The 18,817-nt window shown below is 61.1% G+C and carries 16 protein-coding genes and 5 tRNA genes; 10 read left to right on the plus strand and 11 right to left on the minus strand.

Annotation, left to right across the window (positions count from 1 at the left end):
- The first annotated feature begins 29 nt into the window (after positions 1-29).
- The 5 genes from LNV08_RS19500 to LNV08_RS19520 all read left to right on the plus strand — a co-directional run bounded on the left by LNV08_RS19500 (position 30) and on the right by LNV08_RS19520 (position 782).
- Positions 30-105 (plus strand) — tRNA-Glu (locus tag LNV08_RS19500).
- Positions 106-189: 84 nt separating this feature from the next.
- Positions 190-266 (plus strand) — tRNA-Asp (locus tag LNV08_RS19505).
- Positions 267-418: 152 nt separating this feature from the next.
- Positions 419-494 (plus strand) — tRNA-Ala (locus tag LNV08_RS19510).
- A 58-nt stretch (positions 495-552) separates the two neighbouring features.
- Positions 553-628: transfer RNA gene (locus tag LNV08_RS19515), tRNA-Glu, on the plus strand.
- Positions 629-705: 77 nt separating this feature from the next.
- A tRNA-Asp gene (locus LNV08_RS19520) sits at positions 706-782 on the plus strand.
- 178 nt (positions 783-960) lie between these two features.
- On the opposite strand, the gene lexA is transcribed toward LNV08_RS19520, so the two are convergent.
- Positions 961-1,692, minus strand: coding sequence for a transcriptional repressor LexA (gene lexA, locus LNV08_RS19525; RefSeq protein ID WP_263535409.1), 732 nt, complete (start codon positions 1,690-1,692; stop codon positions 961-963).
- A 126-nt stretch (positions 1,693-1,818) separates the two neighbouring features.
- Between lexA and LNV08_RS19530 the strand changes: the two genes are divergently transcribed.
- Positions 1,819-2,739, plus strand: coding sequence for an asparaginase (locus tag LNV08_RS19530; protein ID WP_263535410.1), 921 nt, complete (start codon positions 1,819-1,821; stop codon positions 2,737-2,739).
- Between the two features lie 17 nt (positions 2,740-2,756).
- On the opposite strand, the gene LNV08_RS19535 is transcribed toward LNV08_RS19530, so the two are convergent.
- Complete coding sequence (locus tag LNV08_RS19535) at positions 2,757-3,182, minus strand: organic hydroperoxide resistance protein (RefSeq protein ID WP_263535411.1); 426 nt, start codon at positions 3,180-3,182, stop codon at positions 2,757-2,759.
- Positions 3,183-3,199: 17 nt separating this feature from the next.
- Positions 3,200-3,694, minus strand: a complete 495-nt coding sequence (locus tag LNV08_RS19540; RefSeq protein ID WP_263535412.1) for a MarR family winged helix-turn-helix transcriptional regulator — start codon at positions 3,692-3,694, stop codon at positions 3,200-3,202.
- 73 nt (positions 3,695-3,767) lie between these two features.
- Between LNV08_RS19540 and LNV08_RS19545 the strand changes: the two genes are divergently transcribed.
- Positions 3,768-4,127, plus strand: a complete 360-nt coding sequence (locus tag LNV08_RS19545; RefSeq protein WP_263535577.1) for a DUF1304 domain-containing protein — start codon at positions 3,768-3,770, stop codon at positions 4,125-4,127.
- Position 4,128: 1 nt separating this feature from the next.
- Here the strand turns inward: LNV08_RS19545 and LNV08_RS19550 are convergent, their stop codons facing one another.
- The 8 genes from LNV08_RS19550 to queF are packed head-to-tail and all read right to left on the minus strand — an operon-like array spanning position 4,129 to position 12,416.
- Positions 4,129-6,123, minus strand: coding sequence for an ABC-F family ATP-binding cassette domain-containing protein (locus LNV08_RS19550; RefSeq protein WP_263535413.1), 1,995 nt, complete (start codon positions 6,121-6,123; stop codon positions 4,129-4,131).
- Positions 6,120-7,013 (minus strand): 50S ribosomal protein L3 N(5)-glutamine methyltransferase, encoded by an 894-nt coding sequence (gene prmB, locus LNV08_RS19555; protein WP_263535414.1) that lies wholly within the window; start codon positions 7,011-7,013, stop codon positions 6,120-6,122. Before prmB ends, LNV08_RS19550 begins: the two co-directional genes overlap by 4 nt.
- Complete coding sequence (gene dapE, locus LNV08_RS19560) at positions 7,010-8,155, minus strand: succinyl-diaminopimelate desuccinylase (RefSeq protein ID WP_263535415.1); 1,146 nt, start codon at positions 8,153-8,155, stop codon at positions 7,010-7,012. The genes prmB and dapE overlap by 4 nt, the downstream gene beginning before the upstream one ends.
- Before the next feature lie 26 nt (positions 8,156-8,181).
- Positions 8,182-9,339: a PilT/PilU family type 4a pilus ATPase gene (locus tag LNV08_RS19565; RefSeq protein WP_263535416.1), complete on the minus strand. Its 1,158-nt coding sequence runs from the start codon at positions 9,337-9,339 to the stop codon at positions 8,182-8,184.
- Between the two features lie 36 nt (positions 9,340-9,375).
- Positions 9,376-10,197, minus strand: a complete 822-nt coding sequence (gene dapD / locus LNV08_RS19570; RefSeq protein WP_263535417.1) for a 2,3,4,5-tetrahydropyridine-2,6-dicarboxylate N-succinyltransferase — start codon at positions 10,195-10,197, stop codon at positions 9,376-9,378.
- Positions 10,198-10,243: 46 nt separating this feature from the next.
- Positions 10,244-11,485 carry a succinyldiaminopimelate transaminase gene (gene dapC, locus LNV08_RS19575; RefSeq protein ID WP_263535418.1) on the minus strand — a complete coding sequence of 414 codons (1,242 nt, stop codon included), beginning with the start codon at positions 11,483-11,485 and terminating at the stop codon, positions 10,244-10,246.
- Between the two features lie 49 nt (positions 11,486-11,534).
- On the minus strand, positions 11,535-11,960 hold the full coding sequence (locus tag LNV08_RS19580) for an SET domain-containing protein (protein ID WP_263535419.1): 426 nt from the start codon (positions 11,958-11,960) through the stop codon (positions 11,535-11,537).
- Positions 11,961-11,972: 12 nt separating this feature from the next.
- Positions 11,973-12,416, minus strand: a complete 444-nt coding sequence (queF, locus tag LNV08_RS19585; protein WP_263535578.1) for a preQ(1) synthase — start codon at positions 12,414-12,416, stop codon at positions 11,973-11,975.
- A 477-nt stretch (positions 12,417-12,893) separates the two neighbouring features.
- Here queF and smc point away from each other — a divergent pair, with 477 nt between their 5' ends.
- The 3 genes from smc to LNV08_RS19600 are packed head-to-tail and all read left to right on the plus strand — an operon-like array spanning position 12,894 to position 18,813.
- Positions 12,894-16,409 (plus strand): chromosome segregation protein SMC, encoded by a 3,516-nt coding sequence (gene smc, locus LNV08_RS19590; protein ID WP_263535420.1) that lies wholly within the window; start codon positions 12,894-12,896, stop codon positions 16,407-16,409.
- Entirely contained in the window at positions 16,406-17,467 is a 1,062-nt protein-coding gene (locus LNV08_RS19595; RefSeq protein WP_263535421.1) for a cell division protein FtsZ, read from the plus strand. Before smc ends, LNV08_RS19595 begins: the two co-directional genes overlap by 4 nt.
- A gap of 26 nt (positions 17,468-17,493) precedes the next feature.
- Complete coding sequence (locus tag LNV08_RS19600) at positions 17,494-18,813, plus strand: hemolysin family protein (RefSeq protein WP_263535422.1); 1,320 nt, start codon at positions 17,494-17,496, stop codon at positions 18,811-18,813.
- The last annotated feature ends 4 nt before the right edge of the window (positions 18,814-18,817 follow it).

Here is an 18,817-nt window from a genome sequence, read left to right on the forward strand (position 1 = left end):
GTTCAAGGTGATTGAAATTTGAAGGTTTAGTCCCCTTCGTCTAGAGGCCTAGGACACCACCCTTTCACGGTGACTACAGGGGTTCGAATCCCCTAGGGGACGCCAAGTTTTACAAAGCTTGGTAGTTGTTTGAAAATTTCGAAACAACTACAAATTTGTTAAGTATATATGTGATACACTTATATGCATGGAGTGGTAGTTCAGTTGGTTAGAATACCGGCCTGTCACGCCGGGGGTCGCGGGTTCGAGTCCCGTCCACTCCGCCAAAATTGTGACGTTCAGCAAGATGCTGAATTGGTTTGAAGCAGCGAAGTATTTGCTGTTAGGTATCGCTAAAAGCGGCCAAGAAATTGGCCGCTTGTTTTTGAGTAGTGCAGTATTGAATAATCAAGCTTGAACAGCGCGATGCCCGGAATTTGGGGGTATAGCTCAGCTGGGAGAGCGCTTGCATGGCATGCAAGAGGTCAACGGTTCGATCCCGTTTATCTCCACCATTTGCTTTCGGGTGAATGGCAGGCGCGCAGTTCAAGGTGATTGAAATTTGAAGGTTTAGTCCCCTTCGTCTAGAGGCCTAGGACACCACCCTTTCACGGTGACTACAGGGGTTCGAATCCCCTAGGGGACGCCAAGTTTGACAATGCTTGGTATTCGTCGCAGAGATGAATACAAATTTTGTTCGATGCGCTGAAGCAATTCAATGCATTTGGAGTGGTAGTTCAGTTGGTTAGAATACCGGCCTGTCACGCCGGGGGTCGCGGGTTCGAGTCCCGTCCACTCCGCCAATATTGAAAGCCCCGGAAACAGTTGTTTCCGGGGCTTTTTCTTTTACTGGTACAGCTTAGGCATCTTCTAGCCAGTGCTGCAACATTTTGGATGTACAGCAAGATATCTCAGTCAATAAGATATCTCAGGCAATAGAAGCCGATTTTGTCTGCAAGTCAAACTCAGCTTCACAATAGTTCAGAGAAATATCTGATTTCTTATCAATCCCACCGCCAAGCCTTCAAGCGAGAAACTTTCGTCGCCGGACTTGATGAGAATGGGTGAGAACTCAGGGTTCTCTGGCAAGAGCTCAATACCGCTGCGGCTGCGTTTAAAGCGTTTCACCGTGACTTCGTCGCCAATACGGGCTACCACGATTTGGCCATTGCTGGCTTCACTGATCTTCTGGACGGCCAGCAAGTCGCCGTCCATGATGCCAATGTCTTTCATGCTCATGCCCCGCACCTTGAGCAAGAAATCCGGTTGACGGGCGAACATATTTGCTTCAACGGTATAACTTTGTTCAATATGTTCTTGTGCCAGGATGGGCTGGCCTGCCGCTACCCTTCCTACCAGCGGCAAGGTGAGCTGCGCCAAGCTCGCCAAAGGCAGGCTGAATTGAGTGCCAAACGATCGCTGTTTTGACTCTGATTCGGGGGCTTTGCGGCCGTCTCTCGCATCCCGGGCCTCGTTCAAGGCGCGCAATGTGTCAGACTTCAGCCTGATGCCTCTCGATGTGCCGCCGACCAATTCGATCACGCCTTTGCGGGCAAGGGCTTGCAGATGTTCTTCGGCGGCATTGGCGGAACGAAATCCTAACTCTCGTGCAATTTCGGCTCGGGTTGGCGGCGCACCGGTGCTTTCAATGGCGCTGCGTACCAAGTCGAGGATTTGCTGCTGGCGGGCGGTGAGTTTGGGGCTGACATCCATGGAAGTCCTCTTTTATTGCTGGCCTGAATATATATCCAGTAACTGTATTTTCATCCAGGTTGACGAAAATTGCAAAACACAAATGAACTGATCAGTGGTTTGTCCCAAACAAACCGAGCGGATTTAGTGGTGATATTGGGCACCGGCGGCACGATTGCCGGTACAGCGCAAGATGCAGCCGACAACGTCGGCTATCAGGCGGCGCAGTTGGGCGTTGCTGAATTGGTGCAGGCTATTCCGCCTTTGGGGCGACGGCAGTTAGAAACCGAGCAAGTTGCCCAACTTGACAGCAAGGACATGGATTTTGCGACATGGCAAAAGCTTGCTGTACGCGTGGCAGCGCATCTGGCCAGGCCCGAAGTTGCAGGCATCGTCATTACCCACGGTACCGACACCTTGGAGGAAACCGCTTACTTTTTGCATCGCGTATTGGCACCTAGCAAGCCCTTGGTGCTGACCGCTGCGATGCGGCCTGCGACAGCGCTGCAAACCGACGGTCCGCAGAATTTGCTGGATGCCGTCAATGTCGCACTTGACCCTCAAGCGCATGGCGTGCTGGTCGTTTTTGCGGGTGCAGTGCATTCGGCCGCTCAAGTGCGCAAGATTCACAGCTACCGGGTGGATGCTTTCGCTTCGGTTGATGGTGCGAGGTTGGCCGTTGTGGAAGAGGGTGCGGTTCGATGGCTGGGCGCGCTTGAAGGCGGGCAGCCGCCGTTTGGGCTGAGCATTGTCAGCGCCGCCGCAGCAAATTGGCCGCGCGTGGAAATCTTGCTGAACTACGCAGGCGCTGACGGTGCGGTGGTCGATGCGCTGGTTAATTCCGGCGTGAATGGGTTGGTGGTAGCAGGCACCGGCAATGGGAGCTTGTCGCTGAAATTGGACGCCTCCTTGCGCTCAGCCCAAGCACGGGGGGTGGCTGTGCTGCGCAGCACGCGCTGTGATGCCGGCCCGGTGACCGAGTCCGCAGACGCCTTGCCCAGCGCCGGTGCGCTCAGCCCGGTCAAGGCCCGGGTCGAGTTGCTGCTCAGGCTGATGGCGGCCGGCTGACTGGCCGCCATCGAGTCTTAGACCACGGTCAAGGTCACGTCGATATTGCCGCGCGTGGCGTTGGAGTAGGGGCAGACTTGGTGGGCAGCTTGGACCAACTGTTCGGCTGCTTCACGCTCCATGCCGGGCAGGCTGATATGCAAGGCCACCTGGATGCTGAAGCCGGTTGGAATTGGGCCAATGCCCACATCGGCGGTGATGGAAAGATCCGCCGGCAGAGCTGTCTTCGTCTTGCCCGCTACGGCCTTCATCGCGCCAATGAAACAGGCCGAATAGCCTGCCGCAAACAACTGCTCCGGATTGGTGCCAGGGCCACCTGCGCCGCCCAGTTCTTTGGGGGTCGACAAGGTGACGCTGAGCGCGCCGTCCGGGGTTGCCGAAGTGCCTTCGCGGCCACCGGTGGAAGTAGCGTGGGCGGTGTAGAGAACTTTTTCGAGTGCCATTTTGCTGAAGTCTTTCTTCAAGGGTTGATGGAAGGAACGGGGGAGTTATTGAGCTGCTGGCGCAGCTGATGCAGACGCTGCGTCAGTGCCTGGAGTTCTTCAAGCGTGCAGGCGGTCGCGCAGGCCATTTGTGGCGGAATCTGGCGGGCTCGCACGCGTAGCGCGTACCCCGCTTCGCTGAGGAAAATATCGACCCGGCGCTCATCGTCAAGAGCGCGCCGTCGATTGATCAAGCCATTGTTTTCGAGGCGTTTGAGCAAGGGCGTCAAGGTGCCGGAATCGAGCGACAGGCGTTGCCCAAGGTTTGAAACGCTGACGCCGTCCGTCTCCCAGAGCCGCAGCATCACCAGGTACTGCGGATAGGTCAGCCCAAGCGCCGCAAGCAAGGGTTTGTATTGCTTGGTCATGGCCAAAGAACTGGCATAAAGCGCAAAGCAGAGTTGCCGGTCCAGGTGCAGCCATTCGTCGGCACTGGACCTCGCTACTGCTGAAATGGCTTTTCGACTAGGCATGGGATGTAATGTAGGGTGCAATTCAATTGCACACAATCTAAGTGGTTATTTGCAAACGGAGAGAGTTTCGATGATGACGCTGATCGCAAACGCTTTGCTGGCCCTGGTGGCTGCCCTGCACATCTATTTCTTGGTGCTGGAGATGTTTCTGTGGACCAAGCCGCTGGGGCTGAAGACCTTCAGGCTGACACCCGAATTTGCCCAGGCCAGCAAGGCGCTGGCCGCCAATCAGGGGCTGTACAACGGCTTCCTCGCCGCAGGCCTGCTCTGGGGTTTGAGCTTGGGTGCTGCCGGCCATGCGGTGCAGTTGTTCTTCTTGGGTTGTGTGGTGGTGGCGGGCCTGTTTGGCGCCGCCACCGTTAGCCGCAAGATTGCTTTCATCCAGGCGCTGCCGGCCGCTTTGGGAGTGGCGGCCGTGCTGCTGAGCACCTGACTCAGTTCGCGGCGTGCAGAGCGTCGACCTCGGCGCTGAGCTCTAGCCAGCGCAGCTCGGCAGCCGCGAGTTCGTCGTGAATCGCCTTGAGGCGCCGGCCGGACTCGGCAATTTGCGACGGTGAAGCGGTGCCCGCGCCGAGTTGCGCTTCGACCGCCGTGCGTTCGTCCGCCAGCTTGTTCAACGCGGCGTCGATAGCGTCCATTTCGCGGCGCAGCGGTTTGGTCTGTTCGGCCAGTTTTTGGCGGGCCTGCCCGCTGATCTTGCGGTCTGTGGGCGCGGCTGCGGCTACTGGCGTAGCGGCAACAGCCGCGACGGGCTTGGCGGTTTGTTTGCCAAAGTTCTTGGCCGCAGCCTTGGCGGCTTCCTTGGCGGCCTTGGCGGCTTCCTTGGATTGATCCAGCAGCCACTTTTGGTAGTCGTCCAGATCGCCGTCAAACGGCGCCACCACGCCCTTGGCCACCAGCCAGAACTCGTCGCAGACCTCTCGCAGCAAGGCGCGGTCATGGCTGACCAGCATCACCGTGCCCTCGAACTCGTTCAGCGCCATCGACAGCGCCTCGCGGGTGTTCAAGTCCAGATGGTTGGTAGGTTCGTCCAGCAGCAGTAAGTTGGGGCGCTGCCAAACCAGCATGGCCAGCACCAGGCGGGCTTTTTCACCGCCCGAGAGGCTGCCGACCTCTTGATTCACCATCGCGCCGACAAAGCGGAACTGGCCCAAGAAGTCGCGCAACTCCTGCTCCCGCGCGCCGGTCCCGCCGTTGGCCGCCATGTCCTTGGCCAAGCGCACCATGTGTGAGAGCGGGCCTTCATCGGGGCGCAAGACGTCCATTTCCTGCTGGGCAAAGTAGCCGATCGTCAGGCCTTTTCCCTCGGTGATCATGCCGCCCATCGCGCGCTGCGCGCGGGCGACGGTCTTCACCAAGGTCGACTTGCCCTGACCGTTGGCGCCCAAGATGCCGATGCGCTGGCCCGCGAGGACCGAGCGGTTGATACCGCGCACGATCACGTTCTCGCCTTCGTCGGTGTCGTAGCCGCAGGCGACTTCGTCGAACATCAACATGGGATTTGGCAGGTTCAAAGGCTCGCGGAACTCGAACGAAAAATCGGCCGACGCCAACACCGGTGCCAGGCGCTCCATCCGCTCCAGCGCCTTGACCCGGCTTTGCGCCTGCTTGGCCTTGCTGGCCTTGGCCTTGAAGCGGTCAATAAATTTCTGCAGATGCTCAATGCGGTCTTGCTGCTTGCCAAACGCCGCTGCCTGCAAGACCATGCGCTCGGCGCGCATCGACTCAAAGGCGGTGTAGTTGCCGCCGTAACGCATCAGCTTGGCTTCGTCCAGATGCAGGGTTACTTTGGTGATGGCATCCAAAAATTCGCGGTCATGGCTGATCACGATCAGCGTGCCTTCGTAGCGCATCAGCCAGGCTTCCAGCCATACCAAGGCGTCCAAGTCCAAGTGGTTGGTGGGCTCGTCCAGCAGCATCAGTTCGGCCGGGCACATCAGTGCGCGGGCGAGCTGCAAGCGCATACGCCAGCCGCCCGAGAAGCTGTTCACCGGCGCGTCAACTTGCGCGCCCTTGAAGCCCAGGCCCATCAGCAGCGCTTGCGCACGTGGACGGGCGTCAAACGCGCCTGCGTCGCTGAGCATCGCGTGGGCATCGGCCATCGCGTGGCCGTCTTCGGCGGCTTCGGCCGCGTCCAGTGCCATGCGGGCTTCCATCAGGCGGCGGTCACCTTCCAGTACATAGTCGGTGGCCGGCATTTCGGTCTCGGGCATGTCCTGCGCAACTTCGCCGACGGCCCATTGACGCGGGATATCGACCTCGCCCTTGTCGTTTTGCAGGCGGTTAGTCAGCATCGCAAAGAGGCTGGATTTTCCGGCGCCGTTGCGCCCGACCAGGCCGATTTTTTCACCCGGTTGCAGGGTGACGGAGGCGTCGTCGAGGACGACCTTGGTGCCGCGCCGCAGCGTGATATTGCGTAGCGTGATCATGATGCGAGTAGGGCCTTTTCTTTTCTCAATGCTGCAGGGGTAACGATTAACACTTGATAGTCTCCGGCCGATGTTGCCATCCAGGCCACTTCAAGCTGCGGGAAGGCAGCGTAAAAATATTCGCACTCATTGCCGATTTCCAGCACCAGCAGGCCGTTCTCGGTCAAATGCTCGGCGGCTTGACTGAGCAAGCGGCGCACAAAATCCATACCGTCCGCGCCACCCGCCAGGGCCAGTTCGGGCTCGGCGCGGTACTCGGCCGGCAGGGCTGCCATCGCGTCCGCGTTGACATAGGGCGGGTTGCACAAAATCAGGTCGTAACGCGCAGCTTCGGCGGCCACCGGCGCGAAGCCGTCTCCTTGCAGCAAGCGGATGCGTTCGCCCAGCCCATGTTTGTCCACATTGATGCGGGCCACGGCCAACGCGTCGGCGCTCAAGTCGATTGCGTCGACCTGCACTTCGGGCCAAGCCATCGCGGCCAGCACCGCCAGCGAGCCGTTGCCGGTGCACAGATCGAGCACCCGCCGGGTTTTATCCGACAGCCAGGAGTCGATCGCCTCATCGGCGATCAACTCGGCGATCAGGCTGCGCGGCACGATGCTGCGCTCGTCGATGTAGAAGGGCACCCCCTGCAGCCAGGCTTCCTGTGTCAGATAAGCGGCGGGCTTGCGGGTGGCAATGCGCTGCTCGAGCAAGGCCTCAATTTTGGCCAAGCTTTCAGGGCTCAACTCGATTTGCTCATGCTCGTCCAGGCTGTCGAGCGGGAAGCCGCAGCTCCACAGCACCAGCCAGGCGGCTTCATCAAAAGCATTCGTTGTGCCATGCCCAAAAGAAACGCCCGCTTCGGTCAAGCGGGCGGCGCTTTGTTCAATACAGTCAATCAGCTTCACAGCAGTAAGTTCTCCAGCGTCAAGCGGTAAATATTCTTCAAAGGATCCAGGCTGTCGGCGGGCAAGTACTCGTCGATCTTGTGGATGCTGGCGTTGATGGGGCCAAACTCGATCACCTGGGGGCAGATCTTGGCGATGAATCGCCCGTCCGAGGTGCCGCCGGTGGTGGAGAGTTGGGCCGTGAGGCCAGTCTCTTGGCGAATCGCGGCGCAGACGGCCTCGCTCAAGCTGCCGACCGGCGTCAAAAACGGCTCGCCGCCCAGCGTCCAGTCCAGTGCGTATTCGAGGCCGTGGCGCTCCAGCAGCGCCAAGACGCGGGCCTTCAAGCCTTCGGGTGTCGACTCGGTCGAGAAGCGGAAATTGAAGTCCAGCACCATCTCGCCCGGGATCACATTCGTCGCTCCGGTGCCGGCGCTGATATTGGAGATTTGGAAGGTGGTAGCTGGGAAATATTCGTTACCCGCGTCCCAGACCATGCTTGCCAATTCGGCCAAGGCCGGTGCTGCTTGATGGACCGGGTTGCGCGCCAATTGCGGATAGGCCACATGACCTTGAATGCCCTTGACCCTGAGCTTGCCGCTGAGCGTGCCGCGGCGGCCGTTCTTCAACATGTCGCCGACCTTGTCGACGGAGGTCGGCTCGCCAACGATGCAGTAATCCAAGCGTTGGCCACGCGCTTGTAAAACCTGGCAGCAAACCTTGGTGCCGTCGATCGACGGGCCTTCCTCGTCGCTGGTCAGCAAGAAGGCTAGGCTGCCCGCATGATCGGGGTAAGCGGCGACAAATTCTTCCGTCGCGACCACCATCGCCGCGACCGAACCCTTCATATCGGCGGCGCCGCGCCCGTAGATGCGGCCGTCTCGGTAGCTGGGCACAAAAGGGTCGCTGGCCCAGGCGTCCAGCCGGCCCGGCGGCACCACATCGGTGTGGCCGGCGAACATCAGCACCGGCTCCTCGGCCCGACCTCGCTTGATCGCCCACAGATTGCTAACGCGGAAATTCTCCGGGCCGCTGTCCATGCGTTCGATCTCGAAACCGATAGCCGCCAAGCGCACGGCAATCAGCTCTTGGCAGCCGGCATCCAGCGGCGTGACGGACGGGCGCGCGATCAGCGCCTCAAGCAGGGCAAGGGTGTCGGACATGTCTTTTTCTTGTTATTGAAGCGGCTTCAGTCCTGGCGCACGTCCAGGGTGATCTCGGTAAAACTGGCCTCGTCACTTGGCGTTGCTTCGGGCTGCTTGGCCGAGGGCTTGCTGGCACCGGGTGCGTCGTTTTGCAAGCGCCAGAGCAGATTGGTCGGCGAGTCGGCAAAGGCCAAGCCTTCTTCGCGGGTAATGGTGCCGTCGACAATCAGCCGCGCGAAATGCTCTTCATAAGTCTGCGAGCCTTCGGCCATGGATTTTTCCATCGCCTCTTTGACGCCGGCAAAGTCGCCATGCTCGATCAACTCGGAGATCAGCTTGGTGTTGAGCAAGATCTCGATCACCGGGATGCGCCCGCCTGCCGAGGCGCGCACCAAGCGCTGCGACACGATGGACTTCAGGCCCGCCGCCAAGTCGTTCAACAAGGCCGGGCGCGATTCCGGCGTGTAGAAAGACAAAATCCGGTTCAGTGCGTGATAGCTGTTATTGCCGTGCAAGGTGGCCAGCACCAGGTGGCCCGACAGCGCGTACGAGATCGCCGCCGTCATGGTCTCGCGGTCGCGGATTTCGCCGATCAAGATGCAGTCGGGCGCTTGGCGCAAGGCATTCTTCAGGGCAATCTGCAGCGAGGCGGTGTCGCGCCCGACTTCGCGTTGGTTGACCACAGAGCGCTTGTTGCTAAATAGATATTCAAGCGGATCCTCGATGGTGAGGATGTGGCCGCTCATATTCTGATTGCGCTGCTCCAGCATCGAGGCCAGGGTCGTGCTTTTGCCCGTGCCGGTGGCGCCGACCATCAAGATCAGCCCGCGTTTTTCTTGCACCAGCTTGCCCAAGACCGGCGGCAGATTGAGCTGCTCCAGGGACGGGATATTGTGTGGAATATGGCGGAACACGCCGGCAATGCTGCCGCGCTGGCGAAAGCCAGAAAGTCGAAAACTCCCGACCTTGCTGACCGAAACGGCCATATTCAGCTCGCCGGTTGCGTCCAGCTCGGCCAGCTGCGCGGGCTCCACTACCTCGGCGATCAACTGGCGCGGCTGGGTGTGCGTCAAGACCTGGTCGGACAACTGCACGATCTGCCCGTTCAGGCGAATCAAGACAGGCATATTGGCCGACAGGTAAACGTCAGACGCGCCTTTATCCGCCATCAAGCGCAAGATGCGCTCCATGTTCCCTGACATTTCTAGCCCTCGCTCAAGCTGGCGTGCATTTGAAAATCAGTCGCGCAAGAGGTCGTTGATGCTGGTCTTGGCGCGTGTGCCGGCATCAACCTTCTTCACGATGATGGCGGCATACAGGCTGTACTTGCCGTTGTTCTTGGGCAGGCTGCCGCTGATCACGACCGAGCCGGCCGGCACGCGACCGTAAGTGACGGTGTCGAGTTCGCGGTCATAAATCGGCGTGCTTTGGCCGATGTAGACGCCCATGGAGATGACCGAGTTTTCTTCGACGATCACGCCCTCGACCACTTCCGAGCGGGCGCCGATGAAGCAGTTGTCTTCGATGATGGTCGGGTTGCCTTGCAGCGGTTCCAGCACGCCGCCGATGCCCACACCGCCGCTCAGGTGCACGTTCTTGCCGATCTGCGCGCAGCTCCCCACCGTGGCCCAGGTGTCGACCATGGTGCCTTCGTCGACATAGGCGCCGATGTTCACATAGGACGGCATCAGGATCACGTTCTTGGCCAGGAAGCTGCCGCGTCGGGCGACGGCCGGCGGCACCACGCGCACGCCCGTGGCGCGAATCGCCTCTTCGGACAGGCCGCCGAACTTGGTCGGCACCTTGTCGAAGAAGGTCATGTCACCGGCGCCCATCAAGCGGTTGTCGTTCAGACGGAAGGACAGGAGCACCGCCTTCTTGACCCATTGATGCACGACCCATTGGCCCACCGACTGGCGCTCGGCGACGCGCAGGCGGCCGGCGTCCAGCTCGGCCATCACCTGTTCAACCGCTTCGCGCACTTCGGGTGCATTGGCAGCATTGATGGAGGCGCGACCTTCCCAGGCCAGGTCGATGGTGGATTGCAATGGATGGGTCATGAGTCGGCTCAAAAAAGTCAAAAGAAAGTAGCGAAGAAGGGCAGGGTCAAACTTTGGGCGAGAAGGAATGGATATAGGCCGCGATGCGCTCGGCTGCTTCCAAGCATTCGCTCTGCTCGGCCACCAGGGCCAAGCGGATTCGACCCGCGCCAGGGTTGATGCCATGCGCATGACGCGCCAGCAAGCTGCCCGGCAACACCGCGACATTGTATTGAGCCAATAGGCCCTGGGCGAAAGCGACGTCGTCGCCGGCGTGAATATGGCCGGGAACTTCGGCCCAAAGATAAAAACCCGCGTCCGGCAGCGCGACCTTCATATGCGCTGCCAGCAGCGGCGTGATTTGCGCGAACTTGGCACGGTACTCGGCCCGATTCGCGACCACATGGGCCTCATCGTTCCAGGCCGCCACGCTGGCCGCTTGCACGATGGGGCTCATCGCGCTGCCGTGATAGGTGCGGTAGAGCAAAAAGCGCTTGATGATGCTCGCGTCGCCCGCCACAAAGCCCGAGCGCAGGCCCGGCACATTGGATCGCTTGGACAAGCTGGTGAAGGCGATCAGATTGCGGAAGTCGGCTCGGCCCAGCTGGGCCGCCGCCTCCAAGCCGCCCAGCGGCGCGGACTGCGGCCCCTCTTCACCAAAATAGATTTCCGAATAGCACTCGTCCGAAGCGATCACAAAGCCATGGCGGTCGGACAGCTCGAACAGCGTTTGCCATTCGCTCAGCGGCATCACAGCGCCGGTCGGGTTGCCAGGCGAGCAGACGTAAAGCAGTTGGGTGCGGCCCCAAGTGGTTTCGTCGATTTCGCTCCAGTTTGCGGCGAAGTTTCGCGCAGGGTCGCTGTTGGCAAAAGCCGTCTGCGCGCCCGCCAAAAGCGCCGCGCCTTCATAAATTTGATAGAAGGGATTCGGGCAAACGACGGTGGCGCCGGGGCGGCTGGGGTCGATCACCGTCTGAGCCAAGGCGAACAAGGCCTCGCGCGAGCCGTTGACTGGCAGCACCTGGCTGGCCGGGTCCAACTGCAAACCATAGCGGCGCTGCAGCCAGGCACAGATGGCCTCGCGCAAGACCGGCTCGCCGGCCGTGGCCGGGTAGCCGGAGAGTCCCTTCATCGCCCCCATCAAGGCGTCTTCAATCAACTTCGGCGCAGGATGCTTGGGCTCACCAATGCCGAGGCTGATCGGGCGATAGGCGGGATTCGGCTTGATGCCTGCATTCAAGGCGCGCAGGCGCTCGAAGGGGTAGGGGTGGAGCTTGTCCAGCAGCGGGTTATACGGTGCGGTTTTCATCTATTTTCAGTACAAACTACAGAACAAACGACCCACGCGGGCCTTTTCGTCAAAGCCAATTCTTGCAGTCCGGCTGCCCGCAACGGCAGGCCAGGCGCCCTTCGTGGTGGGTCAGGCCATAGTCCACGGTGATTTCGTCTCCCACAGCCAGGTTGCGCAGCGCGAAGAATTCGACCGCGCCGTCCTCTACCTGGATGCGCGCATTCGGAGCGCAAGAGTGGTTGGTGAAGCGCATTGCGTCGGCCGAGCAGGTGGCGTCGATCGCGCGGCTGGCCGACAACTCCACCAACATGATGCGTTGACGCCCCTGCGCGCGGCGCCTGGCTTCGGCCACGCTGATCGCCTCGCCGGTCAGGGTGCCTAGTTTGGCGCCAAGCAGCACTGCTTCATCTGCAAACACGCCGTAGCCGTCGATGCGGCTGCGACGCACGCGAACTGCGGCGTCTTGATGGGCATCGCTGGTGGCGAAGGACAAGGGATCAGCCGATCAAGCCGATGGGCCGTGCAATAGGCCTGACTGAAAGCCATGTGCGGGCAAGTCCACGCGCGGCAGCGGCTGCCAGCCTTTTTGGCGATGCTCGACCACCACATTGGTGTAGATGCCGCCGCGCACATACCACTTGGCCGTGATGCGGATAAAGCGCGGGTCGGTCACCTTGACGATGTCGTTTAGGATCGTGTTGGTGACCTTCTCGTGGAAGGCGCCTTCGTGGCGATAGCTCCAGAAGTACATCTTCAAGCTCTTCAGTTCGACGCAACGCTGGTCGGCAATCATGTCGATGGTGAAGTGTGCAAAGTCAGGCTGGCCGGTGAGCGGGCAGTGGCAGGTGAACTCGGGCACCTGGAACTGGATCACATAGTCGCGCTCAGGTGCAGGGTTGGGGAACACATGCAGCTCTTTGCTCGGCTTCGAGGGCGGGTTGGGCGGCATTTCGCGCTGCTTGGGTGCCATGGCCATGCTGACGGCGGGGGGCTTTCCAGCTGCATTTCCAGCTGCCTTCCCTGCTGTCTTGCTTGCAGCCTTGCCGGCCTTGGGTTCTTCGAGCTTCAGCACTTTGCGGGTCTTGGCTTCAAGCTCCAAAGTCTGGCGACCCTTGCTGCCGGTCTTGGCTGCAGTTTTGGCAGCAGTCTTGACGGCGCCTTTGTCTTCGACTTTGGCTGCGCTTTTGCTGACGGACTTGGAAGGAAGGTTGCTCTTGGCCATGGAATCAATGCAACACAGCTCGGCCGCTGGCGCGGCTGTGTCGGTGAGTAGAAAGGGGAGGCCGCGATGGTATCATCCAGGCCCGATAAAGCGCCCGTTTGCGGCGCTTTTGTGTAAATAAATCAACGGCTTAGCAGCGGTTTTCGAAGTTCGCCCTGGCTTGAGAGGCGTACTTTTGAGGCTTGCTGTGGTGTTTTCGCGTCCATGCGTCTGAATTCGATCAAGCTTGCGGGCTTCAAGTCCTTTGCCGATCCGACGGTGTTCCAGCTGCCTGGGCAGTTGGTGGGCGTGGTCGGGCCCAACGGCTGCGGTAAGTCCAACATCATGGATGCCGTGCGCTGGGTGCTGGGCGAAAGCAAGGCGTCCGAGCTGCGCGGCGAGTCGATGCAAGACGTGATCTTCAACGGCTCAGGCAACCGCAAGCCGGCCAGCCGCGCTAGTGTGGAACTGGTGTTTGCCAATGAAGACGCGCGGGCCGGCGGCCAGTGGAACCAGTTCGCCGAGATTGCCGTCAAGCGTGTGCTGACGCGCGACGGCAGCTCCAGCTATTTCATCAACAACCAGCCGGTACGCCGCCGCGATGTGCAGGATGTGTTCCTGGGTACGGGCTTGGGGCCGCGCGCCTACGCCATCATCGGCCAGGGCACGATCAGCCGCCTGATCGAGAGCAAGCCCGAAGAGATGCGCATGTTTTTGGAGGAAGCCGCCGGCGTCTCCAAGTACAAGGAGCGCCGCCGCGAGACCGAGAACCGGCTGCGCGACACGCGCGAAAACCTGACCCGTGTCGACGACATCCTGCGCGAGCTCAACGCCAATCTTGAGAAGTTGGAGAAGCAGGCCGAAGTGGCGGCCAGCTACCGTGGCCTGCAAGACGCCGGCACGCTCAAACTGCATCAGCTGTGGTTTTTGAAGCAGCGCGACGCCGCCGCGGAGCAGGGCCGCGTCAAAGCCGAACATCTGGAGGCCACCAATGCGCTGGAGGCTCGGCTGGCCGAGCTGCGCCATGTCGAGGCCGAGCTGGAAGCGGTGCGCCAGGCGCACTACGCGGCCGGCGACGAGTTGCATGCATCGCAGGGCCGTTATGCCGAGGCGCAGTTGGAGGTCAGCCGGCTGGAGGAGCGCATCCGCTATGTCGTCGAAGGCCGCCAACGTGTAGAGGCGCGCTTGATCGAGCTGCAGGCACAAAACCAGCAATGGCAAGAGCGCTCGCTCCAGTCCAAGGACGAACTGGAGACGATTGCCGAGCAAATCGCCGCCGCCGAGGAGCAAAGCGAAATCCTGGCCGCGCAGGCCGAGGAGCAAGCGCTCAATCTACCCAATGCCGAGGACGCCGTGCGGGCGGCGCAAGCGCGGGCCAATGAGCAGCGCGCATTGGTGGTGCAAGTGCAGCAACAAATCCAGGTGCTGGCGGCCGAAAGCCGCAGTGTTGAAGAGCAGACCCGCCAGTTGCGCACCCGGCGTGAGCGTCTCGCCGCTGAGCGGCAGGGTCTGGCCGCGCCCGATCAAGACAAGTTGGCCGAACTCAAGCGCACGAGTGAATCGGCCGACGAGGCCCGCGATATGGCCGACGCCCGCCTGCATGAGCTGGGCGAACAATTGCCCCAGTTGGAAGAGGCCAGGCGTGCCGCGCAGACCGACACCAATCAACAATTGGCCAAGCAGGGGGCTTTGTCGGCACGCTTGGACGCCTTGCGTGCGCTGCAAGAAAAGGTGCAGACCGAGGGCAAGTTGAAGCCTTGGCTGGCCAAACATGGCTTGGATGGACTGGCCGGTTTGTGGACGCGCCTGCACATCAAGCCCGGCTGGGAGAACGCGCTCGAGGCCTCGCTGCGTGAACGCATGACCGCACTTGAGGTGGGGCGGCTGGTGACGGTGCGCGCTTTTGAGCAAGACGCGCCGCCGGCTCGATTGGCGTTCTATTCGCCGCCGGCCATCACGATTGCCAACAGCCATCACACCTTGCCCCGTTTGAGCGACTTGCTGCGCCTGGACAGCCCAGGCTTGAGCGCCTTGCTGAATGACTGGTTGGAGGGCGTCTATACCGCCGAGTCGCTGGATGAGGCGATGGCAAATCGGGCCAGGCTGAGCCATGGTGAGCTGATCATGACGGCCGCCGGTCACGCGGTCAGCCAGTTTGCGGTGAGCTTTTATGCCCCCGACTCCGAGCAGGCCGGCATGCTGGCGCGGGCGCAGGAGATAGAGCATCTGGTGCTTGAGTTGCGTGCTCAAGCCTTGATTGCCGAAGAATCAAAGTCGGCCCTGGTGCGCGCCGAAGCTGGTTATACCGATGCTTCGCAGCGCTTGCTGGGCCTGCGCCGCGAGGCTGTCGAGAATCAGAATCGCGCCCACCAGCTGCATGTCGAGTTACTTCGACTGACCGGCCAGGCCGAAGCAGCCAGCAGCCGCCGCTCCCAATTGGAAGACGAGCTGTTCGAGATCGACGCGCAGGCCGAAGAGCTGCAAGAGCGCCGCATGACAGGCGAGGCGCGCTTCGAGGAACTCGATATGCAGCTCGCCACGACGCAGGAGCGCCACGCGGAGCTGGAGGATGCCACGCTGCTGGCCGAGCGCCGCCTGTCCGAGGCGCGCGAGCAACTGCGCGGCCTGGAGCGGCGCGCGCAAGAAGCGCAGTACAGCGCGCGCGCGCTGGCTTCACGCCGGTCTGAGCTGCAGCGCTCGATTGAAACGGCTGCGCAGCAGCTGCAGACCAATCAGCAGTCGATGGAAAGCCTTCAGCGTGAGATGGATACGCTCAACGACGCGGCGGCGCAAGCTGGTCTGCAAGATGCCTTGGCGCTGAAGATGGAGCGCGAGCAGGCGCTGGCTGGCGTGCGCAGTGGCTACGACGATCTGAGCCTGCGCCTGCGCCAGATGGACGAGCAGCGCCTGGCTTTTGAGCGCAGCCTCGATCCACTGCGCGAGCGCCTGACCAAGCTGCAGTTGGAGGAGCAAGCCGCGCAATTGGGCGGCGCGCAATATTTGGAGCAACTGCTTGCGGCCGGTGTGGACATGGAGGCCTTGGCGCTGAATATTGAGGCGGGTCAAGTCAAGCTTTACGGCCTGCAAGGCGAGATCGACCGCATCAACCGCGAGATTGCCGCTTTGGGAGCGGTCAATCTGGCTGCACTCGACGAGCTGACATCCGCGCGCGAGCGCAAGACCTTTCTCGATTCTCAATGCGCAGACCTGCAATCGGCCATGAGCACGCTGGAAGATGCGATCCACAAGATCGACCTGGAAACGCGTGACCTGCTGGCGGCCACCTTCGAGCAAGTCAATATGCATTTCGGCCGTATGTTCCCGATTTTGTTCGGTGGCGGCCAAGCCAAGCTGATGATGACCGGCGACGAAATTCTCGACGCCGGCGTGCAGGTGATGGCACAGCCGCCGGGCAAGAAGAACAGCACGATTCACCTGCTTTCGGGTGGCGAAAAAGCGCTGACGGCGATTGCCCTGGTGTTCGCCATCTTTCAACTCAACCCCGCCCCGTTCTGTTTGCTGGACGAGGTGGATGCACCACTGGATGACGCCAACACCGAGCGTTATGCCAAACTGGTGGCCGAGATGAGCAGCGGAACCCAGTTCCTCTTCATCTCACACAACAAGATCGCAATGGAAATGGCAGAACAATTGATTGGTGTGACCATGCAAGAGCAGGGCGTTTCGCGCATCGTGGCTGTCGATATGGACAAGGCTTTGGCCTTGGCAGAACTCACATGACTCTGACTGAAATGCTCGCCGTCGCCGGCGGCGTGGTGCTGGCCGGCGTTGTTGCCCACGGCGCTTGGAGCGCGCGCAAAGCCGGTCCGCGCCGTGCCGATGTGCAGGTAGAACCGGTGTTGGACGGGGCTAGGCAGGAGCCAGGCCTGGATGCATCCCCTCTGGGCGAGGCGGCGGTGTCGCAGGATGCCGGCATGCCGGCGGCCCCCTTTGTGCCCCGTCCGCCGCGCAAGCCCTCCGCCCGCATCGACGCCCTGATCGATGCGATTGCCACCGCCACGCTGGATGCGCCGATCAGCGGTGAGATGGCTATCTCGCATCTGCCTGGCAGCCGGCGCGCCGGCACCAAGCCCTTTCATATCGAGGGCATGAATGCCGAAAGTGGCGAATGGGAGCTGCCCGCTCCTGGCCAGCGTTATGGCGAGTTCCAGGCTGGCGTGCAGATGGCCAATCGCAATGGCGCGATGAACGAAATCGAGTACTCGGAGTTCGTGCAAAAAGTGCAGAGCTTCGCCGACGGCGTGGGTGCTTTTGTGCAGTTCCCCGATATGTTGGATGTGGTCAGTCGGGCGCGTGAGCTGGATCACTTCGCGGGTGACCATGACGCCCAGTTGACAGTGATTCTGCGTGCGAAATCGGCCACCTGGACGCTGGGCTTTGTGCAGCAAGTCGCCGCGCGCCATGGTTTTGTGCCGGGTGCGATGCCGGGGCGCTTGGTGCTGGCTTCCGAGGAAGAGGGCGCGCCACCGATCCTGACCCTGAATTTCGAGTCGCAGGCGGCGCTGGCCGAGAACCCGCAGCTGTCCGCGCTGCGCGAGTTGTCTTTGTCGCTTGATGTGGCGCAGACGCCGGAGGCGCTGGAGCCTTTTGCCTCCTGGCAAGAGGCGGCCCGCGGTTTGGCGCGCGACATCGAGGCCGATGTCTGCGACGATAGGGGTCAGGTCTTGAATCTGCACGCCTTTGCCTCGATTGGCCAAGACCTGACGACGCTGTATCGCGCCCTGGCTTCGCGTGATTTGGCCGCCGGCAGCTTGGTCTCGCGGCGTCTATTCAGCTAAATTTGTTCAGCTAAAGAGGAGTCTCCTTGAGCACCAGCTTGTTGCTGATTGCGGCGCTGATCGCCGCCAGTGCCTTCTTCTCGATCGCAGAGTTGGCGCTGGCCGCGTCGCGCCGCCTCAAGTTGCAACAGCTGGCCGACGAAGGCGATGCGCGCGCCAAGCGGGTCTTGGCGGTGCAAGAGCAGCCGGGCCACTACTTCACCGTTGTGCAAATCGGCGTCAACACGGTCGCCATCCTGGGCGGCTTTGTCGGTGAGGGCGCTTTGACGCCGCATTTCGAGGCCGCTTTGGGTTTGCTGATGTCGCCCGAGCGGGCTCATTCGGTCGGCTTTGGCTTGTCCTTTGTGTTCATCATCAGCTTGTTCATCGTGCTGGCCGATTTGGTGCCCAAGCGCTTGTCGATGAACGAGCCCGAGCGCATGGCGCTTGCGGTCATTGGCCCTATGCAGGCCTTGGTCACGCTGCTCAAGCCGCTGGCCTGGGCCTTCAGCAGCATGACCGAGGGCTTTATCCGATTGATGGGTCGGCCGGCTCAGCGTGACAACTCGATCACCCACCTGGATATTCTGGCGCTGGCCGAAGCCGGCAATCTGGCCGGTGTGGTGGCCGACGCCGAACAGCAAATGATTGAAAACGTGTTTGAGCTGGACACGCGCCGGGTCGAAAGTGCGATGACCAGCCGTGAGCGGGTGGTGTTCTTCGCGCTCGATGACGATGATCAGCTGATCCGCAATCGCATTGCCGAGGCGCCGCATTCCACCTATCTGGTCTGCGACGGCGAGATCGACAGCATCGTCGGCTATGTCGATGCGACCGATCTGTTCCAGCGCGTCTTGCGCGGCGAGACCATCAATCTGCGTGCTACGCAAGCAGCGGGGCTGCTGAAGAAAGTGCTGATCGTGCCGGACCGCTTGACGCTGTCCGAGGTCTTGATGCAGTTCCGCGAGAAGTTGGAAGACTTTGCCGTCATCGTCAATGAGTACAGCCTGGTGGTGGGCGTGATCACGCTCAATGATGTGATGAGCACGGTGATGGGCAATCTGGTCGCGTCCTATGACGAGGAGCAGCAGATTGTGCGCCGCGAGGACGGCTCCTTCCTTGCCGACGGCATTACGCCGATTCCCGATGTACAGCGAGCCTTGGAGTTAGAGACCTGGCCGCACGCCGGCCAATACGACACCCTGGCAGGCTTTTTGATGGTGATGCTGCGGCGCATCCCCAAGCGCACCGACCAAGTGGTGTGGGAAGGCTGGCGCTTTGAGGTGGTCGACGTGGATAGCCACCGGGTCGATCAGGTGATGATTGCGCGCGTCGCCCAGCCCAGCGCCGAGACGGCCCCAAGTTGAACGA

The organism is Paucibacter sp. TC2R-5 (assembly GCF_025717605.1).
In the GTDB taxonomy this organism is placed as follows: domain Bacteria; phylum Pseudomonadota; class Gammaproteobacteria; order Burkholderiales; family Burkholderiaceae_C; genus Paucibacter_A; species Paucibacter_A albus.